The organism is Streptomyces swartbergensis (assembly GCF_002148965.1).
Classification (GTDB): Bacteria; Actinomycetota; Actinomycetes; order Streptomycetales; family Streptomycetaceae; genus Streptomyces; species Streptomyces swartbergensis.
The window spans coordinates 1-3,310 of the sequence record NZ_NGFN01000549.1 but is presented as its reverse complement, the minus strand read 5'-3'; the positions used below and the strand labels follow the sequence as shown (position 1 = coordinate 3,310).

At 73.4% G+C, this 3,310-nt stretch carries 2 protein-coding genes; both read right to left on the bottom strand.

Annotated features, from left to right (window positions below; translation table 11 throughout):
• Positions 1-2,315, bottom strand: a 2,315-nt coding sequence (locus CA983_RS41875; protein WP_143645751.1) for a PAS domain-containing protein, incomplete at its 3' end; no start/stop codon positions are given.
• Between the two features lie 320 nt (positions 2,316-2,635).
• On the bottom strand, positions 2,636-3,208 hold the full coding sequence (locus tag CA983_RS41870; protein WP_167407555.1) for an SSI family serine proteinase inhibitor: 573 nt from the start codon (positions 3,206-3,208) through the stop codon (positions 2,636-2,638).
• Between the last annotated feature and the right edge of the window lie 102 nt (positions 3,209-3,310).

Below are 3,310 nucleotides of genomic sequence, written 5' to 3'. Positions count from 1 at the left end.
GCCTGGCCCTGGGCCGCGTCGGCGGAAGCCGCGGCGGCCTCGCCGGACGGCGCGGGCAGTGCCGGCGGCAGCGCGTGCTGCTCGCCGGGCTCACGCCGGGCCCGCCGCCCGGAACCGGAGGGCGCGGGCACGCCCTGCGGCGGAACGGTCCCGCCCAGCCCCGTACCCGAGGCGGCGGTCCCCGCCGCATGCTCGGCGGCCGTGACGACGGCCCCTTCGGCGACACCCTGGACGGCACCTCCGACGGGCAGGGCCGGAGCCGCACCGGCGTGCTCGGCCGCGCGCCGCCGCCGCCCGGTACCGCCCGACACGGCCGCATCCTCACCGGAAGCCTGCGCGGGAAGGGCAGCCGGTTCCCCGGCGGCCCGCCTCCTGCGCCGCCCGGTGGGCGCGGCCCCCTCGGCACCGGACTCGCCGGGCCCACCGGACCCAGCGGACCCATCGGCCCCCTCGCCCTCAGCGGACACGTCACCGTCCAGGAAGGCATCGGTGTTTGCCCGCCGCGCCCGGCGCCGCCCTCCACCGGAGGTCTGCTCACCCGAGATCTGCTCACCGGGGGTCTGCTCACCCGAGTTCTGCTCACCGGAGGAAGCGGGCAGCCCCTCGCCGACCGCCTGGGAGGCCTGGGCCGCGGCATCCGCGGCAACCGCCCCGGCCCCGCCCCCGATCGGCACTTCGAGGACGTACGCGTTACCGCTCATCCCCGGCACTTCATGCGTCTGGAGCACGCCACCGTGAGCCCGGACGATCCCGCGGACGATGGGTTCGTGCACGGTGTCGCCGCCGGCGTACGGCCCGCGCACCTCGATGCGTACGACCTCGCCGCGCTGCGCCGCCGCGACCACGACGGTGTTGTCCATGTAGCCGCCCGCCGACACGGGCGTGTTGCCGGTCGCGTCGACCCCCGCCACGTCCGCGACCAGATGCGCGAGGGCGGTAGCGAGCAGCCGGGGATCCACCTCGGCCTCGATGGGCGGCGCGTGCACGGCGAACTGCACCCGCCCGGGCCCGATGAGCTCGACGGCCCCGTCGACACCGGCGGCGACGACGGCGTCCAGCATCACTTTCGTACGGGAGATGCCCTCGCTGCCCGCGTCGAGCCGTTGATAGCCGAGGACGTTGTCGATGAGCGTCGTGATGCGCGAGTACCCGGCGGACAGGTGGTGCAGCACCTGGTTGGCCTCGGGCCACAGCTGCCCGGCGTCGTCCGCGGCCAGCGCGGCCAGCTCACGCCGCAGCTCCTCCAGCGGCCCGCGCAGCGACCGCCCGAGCAGGGTCAGCAACTGCTCGTGCCGCGCGGCGAGCGCCTCGTACCGGTCCTTCTCCCGCTCCCCGAGGGCGGCGTACCGCTCCTCGTTCGCGCCGAGTTCCTCGGCGTGCCGCTCGCGCAGCTCCTCCAGCTCGGTGACGTGCTGCTGGCGCAGCGCGGTCAGCTCGGAGGCGTGCTCCTCGGCGATCCGCTCCAGCTCTTCCTCGTGGCGCTTCTGAGCCGCCTCCTTCTCCTCGACGACGGCGTCGTAGGGCCGCCGGTCGGTGAAGGTCATCACGGCGCCGACGAGCTGCTCGCCGTCGCGCACGGGCGCGGTCGTCAGATCGACCGGCACCTTGCCGCCGTTCTTGGCGTACAGCACCTGCCCGCGCACCCGGTGCTTGCGCCCGGAGCGCAGGGTGTCGGCGAGCGCCGACTCCTCGTACGGGAAGGGCGACCCGTCGGAACGCGAGTGCAGCACGAGCGTGTGCAGCTCACGTCCGCCGAGATCACTGGCCCTGTAACCCAGTATCTGAGCGGCGGCCGGATTGACGAGCACGATCCGCCCATCGGTGTCGGTCCCGACGACGCCCTCGGCCGCGGCCCTCAGGATCATCTCGGTCTGCCGCTGCGACCGCGCCAGCTCGGCCTCGGTGTCCACGGTGCCGGACAGATCCCGTACGACGAGCATGAGCAGCTCGTCGCTGGTGTAGCCGTAACCGTCGTAGGCCTGCTGCCCGTTCTCCAGATTCGCACTGGTGACCTCGACGGGGAACTCGGTCCCGTCCGTCCTGCGCGCGATCATCCGGGTCGGCTTGGTCCGGGCATGCGGATCGAGGTGCTCCGGCCGCCGCATGGACCCCGGGATGAGCTTGGAGTCGAACTGCGGCAGCAGATCGAGCAGCCCGCGCCCCACCAGGGCGGTGCCCGGCGTCTCGAAGGCCTCCAGGGCGATGGTGTTGGCGTTGACGACCGTCCCGTTGGCATTGACCAGCACCAATGCGTCGGGAAGAGCGTCCAGTATGGCTGCGAGGCGAGCAGCGCCTCGGGATGGCCTGCTGCTCACGAGACGCTTCCTCCCTGTTACCGCACCTTGCCGACCGCTCGGGCCATCTTGCCAACCGTCCCGCGGCGTGTCACGCGAGGGAGTCTAAGGGCTGCGGTTGCGCTCGCGACGCCGGATGAGAGCGAGGTCGCACGAGGAAGTGACCCCGAACTGACGACCGAGTAAGCGGAAACGCCCGTCCTCCTGCAACGACGTCGCGGGACCTTCGCGGGACCTTTACGTGGACAGTGTTTCTGTACCTTTTCGCCCGGGTGGCCGGATGGGGGTGCGCGTGGCCGGATAAGGACGCCAAGTGCCGACACGCGCTTCCCACGGATCCCTCAGGGGCGCCGCTCGGCCCTCATGTCGGGCAGCAGCGGCACGAGCCGGTCCCAGCGGGCGATCCCGCATCCGTCACGGCGGTCGTACCTGGCGTCGACGGGCCGTCCGGCCCAGGTTCCGGTGACGTGCGCGGTGGCCGGCCCGCCGTACTGCATGGTGCAGAAGCCGCCTTCCGGGGCGGGTGCGAAGACGTCCTTCCCCCACCGCGTGTCCCGCTCCAGGGCCGCACAGGCTGCGCGCGGGTCGGGATGGCTGCCACCGTCGGGCCCGCAGTACAGCTCATACGTCCCGTCGACCTCACCGCCCGCGTTCCGCACGGTGACGGTGAGATGGTCCCGGTCCGGGCCCAGGCGGCCATCGAGCCCGGCCGGGGACGGGCCGACCTGGGCGTACGCGGCCGGGGACACCGCGGCCAGCGACCCGAAGGCGGCGACGGAGGCGGCGGCGGCCCCGACGACGAGCCGCCGCAGACCGGGACGAGCGAGGGTCCGGAAGGTTCGGGAGGAGGGCTGGGAGGTCCGGACGGTCCCGGACGCGTTTCCGGGGCCACCCCGGCGAATGGCATGCGACATCGACATGACCTGACTAACGCGGCGCGGCCCGGTACGTTGCGCGCCGGTCCGAGGCGCCGCACGACTCCACCGCACTCCTCGCCACCCCGCCCCCCGCAGAGC

Excerpts from the sequence above, each read along its gene's own strand:
- CA983_RS41870 (WP_167407555.1), bottom strand. The coding sequence starts at position 3,208 with ATGTCGCATGCCATTCGCCGGGGTGGCCCCGGAAACGCGTCCGGGACC.